This is a genomic window from Pseudomonas sp. TH04 (genome assembly GCF_016651355.1).
In the GTDB taxonomy this organism is placed as follows: domain Bacteria; phylum Pseudomonadota; class Gammaproteobacteria; order Pseudomonadales; family Pseudomonadaceae; genus Aquipseudomonas; species Aquipseudomonas fluorescens.
This window is the reverse complement of record NZ_JAEKEA010000001.1, coordinates 1,029,356-1,032,124: the sequence shown is the minus strand read 5'-3', so window position 1 is coordinate 1,032,124 and position 2,769 is coordinate 1,029,356. Positions and strand designations below refer to the sequence as shown.

At 61.6% G+C, this 2,769-nt stretch carries 2 protein-coding genes; one reads left to right on the top strand and one right to left on the bottom strand.

What is annotated here, in order from left to right:
• The first annotated feature begins 3 nt into the window (after window positions 1-3).
• Entirely contained in the window at window positions 4-1,962 is a 1,959-nt protein-coding gene (locus JFT85_RS04550) for a MacB family efflux pump subunit (protein WP_201229330.1), read from the top strand.
• 68 nt (window positions 1,963-2,030) lie between these two features.
• Here JFT85_RS04550 and JFT85_RS04545 read toward each other — a convergent pair whose 3' ends face one another.
• Window positions 2,031-2,708 carry a response regulator transcription factor gene (locus JFT85_RS04545; RefSeq protein WP_201229329.1) on the bottom strand — a complete coding sequence of 226 codons (678 nt, stop codon included), beginning with the start codon at window positions 2,706-2,708 and terminating at the stop codon, window positions 2,031-2,033.
• Window positions 2,709-2,769: the final 61 nt, after the last annotated feature.

Here is a 2,769-nt window from a genome sequence, read left to right as displayed (position 1 = left end):
CGCATGACCCAGCCACTGTTGGAACTCAAGGGCATCACCCGTACGTTCATGGCCGGCGAGCGTGAGTTCATTGCGCTCAAAGGCATCGACCTGAGCATTCATGCCGGGGAAATGCTGGCGATCATCGGCGCCTCGGGCTCGGGCAAGTCGACCCTGATGAACATCCTCGGCGGCCTGGATTACGCCACCGCCGGCAGCTACAAAATCAAGGGTATCGAAACGCGCTCGCTGGGCGATGAGCAGTTGGCGGAGCTGCGCCGCGACTACTTCGGTTTTATCTTCCAGCGCTACCATTTGCTCGCGCACCTGAGTGCGTTGCATAACGTTGAAATGCCGGCGATCTACGCCGGCACACCGCAGACCCAACGCCACAGCCGGGCGCGGGAATTGCTCACGCGCCTGGGCCTCGCCGGGCACACCACCCACCGGCCCAGCCAGCTGTCGGGCGGGCAGCAGCAACGGGTGAGTATCGCGCGGGCGTTGATGAACGGCGGCGAGGTGATTCTCGCCGACGAACCCACCGGCGCACTCGATACCCACAGCGGCAAGGAGGTGATGCGTATCCTGGCTGAACTGCACGCCGCCGGGCACACGGTGATTATCGTCACCCATGACCCAAACGTGGCGGCGAATGCCCAGCGCATTGTCGAAGTGTGCGACGGTGAGATTGTCAGCGACCAGGCCAATGACCGTGTCGGCCTGGCGCTGCCCAGCGAAGCCCCGATCGAGTCCACGCGCAGCGGCGCCCGACGTTTGGTGGCGAGCCTGGGGTTGTTCAAGGAAGCGTTCAACATGGCCTGGGTGGCGCTGATCTCCCACCGCATGCGCACCTTGCTGACCATGCTCGGCATCGTCATCGGCATCACCTCGGTGGTGTCGATTTCGGCCATCGGCGAAGGTGCCAAGCGCTATGTGCTCAAGGACATCCAGGCCATTGGCAGCAACACCATCGACATCTTTTCCGGCACCAGTTTCGGTGACAGCCGCGCCTCGGCCATCGAGACACTGATGCCGTCGGATGTGGAGGCGTTGAACCAACTGTACTACGTCGACAGCGCCACGCCGGTGGTCGGCCGCAACCTGCTGCTGCGTTTCGGCAATATCGACGTGGACGCGCAGGTGAATGGGGTCAGCGACCGTTACTTCAACGTCAAAGGCCTGAAGCTCGAAGCCGGCATCGCCTTCAGCGAAAGCGACGCGCGACGCCAGGCCCAGGTGGTGGTGATCGACCACAACACCCGGCACCGTCTGTTCGGGCCAAACGTTGACCCGCTGGGCCAGGTGATCCTGGTGGGCAACTTGCCGTGCACGGTGATCGGTGTGACGGCTGATAACAAAAACATGTTTGCCGCGAGCAAGGCGCTCAACGTGTGGGTCCCTTATGAGACGGCGGCGGGGCGATTGTTGGGGCAGCGTCATCTGGACAGCATCACCGTGCGCATCAAGGACGGCCAGCCGAGCAAGGTGGTGGAAGACAACGTCAATAAACTCATGCTGCAACGCCATGGCACCAAGGATTTTTTCACCAATAACCTCGACAGCATCATGCAGACCGTGCAGAAAACCAGCCGCTCCCTGGCGCTGCTGTTGTCGCTGATCGCAGTGATTTCGTTGCTGGTGGGCGGTATCGGGGTGATGAACATCATGCTGGTGTCGGTCACCGAGCGCACCCGTGAAATTGGTATACGCATGGCCGTGGGCGCACGGCAGTCGGACATCCGCCAACAGTTTCTGGTGGAGGCGGTGATGGTCTGCCTGATCGGCGGGATGATCGGTATCTCGCTGTCGTTCGCGATCGGCTATCTGTTTTCGTTGTTTGTGAAGGAGTGGGAGATGGTGTTTTCCCTGGGATCTATCGTCACCGCCTTTGCCTGTTCGACGATGATCGGGATCGTGTTTGGCTTTGTACCCGCCAGGAACGCGGCGCGGTTGGACCCGATTGAGGCGCTTGCAAGGGACTGATTGCGCTCAAGCAGCCGCTATCCAGTGTGGGAGCCGGCAAGCCGGCTCCCAGCGGGTTTTGCACTGCGTCAGAGCGGCGGGGGCAGCCCTTCTTCGGTGGCGTACATCCACCGCAACAACGAGTGCCGCCCGCTGATCCCCAGCTTGATCGCCGCGCGTTTGAGGTAGCTCTCGATGGTGTTGACCTTCAACGTCAATTGCTCTGCCAACTCCGGTGCCGTGCGCCCGGCCAGCAGGCCTACGCACACCTCAAGTTCACGCTTGGACAAGCTCAGGCCCGAGTGCAGCAGGCGTTCTTCGATGCGCCGGCGCAGGGTTTCGATGCCTGGTTTTTCCGGCTCCGCTGCATCGTTGCAGGGGCGGCCGGGCTGGATGGCGGTGATGTGTTTCTCGACCATGGGCAGCAACAGCGTGGAGAAGTCCTGCAGCATGTTGCGTTCCTGCGCCGAAAAGCTCTCGGACTGATGCGAGCGATACACCGACAGCACGTAGCGCACATCGTCCTTGCGGCGTGTGAGGTGCAGTTGTGCGGCGGGTTGCTCTGCGCCCAAGGCCGCGACCGAGTCGGTGTAGACCGGGCTGATCCGGCGTCGCGTTTGCCCCTCTGCACTCACCCGCAATTGGGTGATATGGGTGGCGTCCACTGCCAGTTGAGTAAGGATCAGGTCATGCAGCATGCGTGGGAAATGGCGGCTGCCGGTGCTGGCGATGACTTTGCCTATATGGGGGAACAGGTGTGAGTTCATCAGTTCGTCCATGAGTTTCGAATGCGGGTACTCAGCCTTATAACGACGGGGTCCAAGCAGG

Coding starts and splice junctions, on each gene's coding strand:
- JFT85_RS04550 (WP_201229330.1), top strand. CDS start 4: ATGACCCAGCCACTGTTGGAACTCAAGGGCATCACCCGTACGTTCATG.
- JFT85_RS04545 (WP_201229329.1), bottom strand. CDS start 2,708: ATGAACTCACACCTGTTCCCCCATATAGGCAAAGTCATCGCCAGCACC.